This is a genomic window from Providencia sp. UF-224 (genome assembly GCF_058245955.1).
The window spans coordinates 1-800 of record NZ_JBSICC010000090.1; the positions used below are offsets into that span (position 1 = coordinate 1).

The following is an 800-nucleotide window of genomic DNA, read 5'->3' on the forward strand; positions in this document are numbered from 1 at the left end:
CTCGAACAGTCCTTGCCGCCGGATGGCTTTAAGCCACCGGAAATCTCGGCCAAGGATAAAGCCTGGATTGATAGCTTATTAGCCAAACAGCAGCACGCGCAGCAACAGGCCGCGGATGCGGCTAAAGCTCAAACCGAGCAGGAAAGCTCCTTTGTTTACTTTGTGTCGTTTTCGATCCCCGAAGCGGGACTCAAACAGATGGTGCCCGAGGCTACGCAACTCGGTATTCCCACCTTGATTAATGGCTTGATTGACAATGACTTTCGCAAAACGGCCACGGCCGTGTTTGAACTGACCAAAGATAGCGGGGAGGGTGGCGTGCAAATCGACCCGAAAACCTTTGCACAATACGGCATTACCCAAGTGCCCGCATTGGTGGTGCGTTGTGAGCAAGGCTTTGATGTGATGTACGGCAATATTCGCTTGGTCTCGGCTATTGAGCGGATTGCCAGCAGTGGCGATTGTCGTGATGTGGCCCGTGATTGGTTGGCATCGAGGGCGCGGCAATGAAACGGTTATTGATTGCATTATGCGGCGTGGGTGTTTTGTCATTGGGGTTTGCGGCCAATGAGTATAAAGCAGGTTCAGAATTTGCCAGCGGCCTAAAAAACAAAGGGACCGAGACCATAAAGAACACGAACCCTGCCGACATTATTCCGAACTATACCGCTAATCCGTCAGAAAGCGGCTATTACGGTGGGGTGACGTCGGGCGGAAGTGGTGGGTTAGAGCAGGCGGGAAGCAAAGCCTTACACAGCAATGAGGCGGGGCAGCTGACCATGGATGTGCTTAAAAATAAA

Annotated in this window: 1 protein-coding gene and 1 pseudogene; both read left to right on the forward strand. The window is 52.4% G+C overall.

What is annotated here, in order from left to right:
- Positions 1-510 (forward strand): type-F conjugative transfer system pilin assembly protein TrbC (trbC, locus tag AC4IFO_RS22935; protein ID WP_490737848.1); only part of this gene is annotated, 510 nt, incomplete at its 5' end.
- A pseudogene (locus tag AC4IFO_RS22940) lies at positions 507-800 on the forward strand (type-F conjugative transfer system mating-pair stabilization protein TraN); the annotation flags it as partial. The gene trbC and the pseudogene AC4IFO_RS22940, both read left to right, overlap by 4 nt.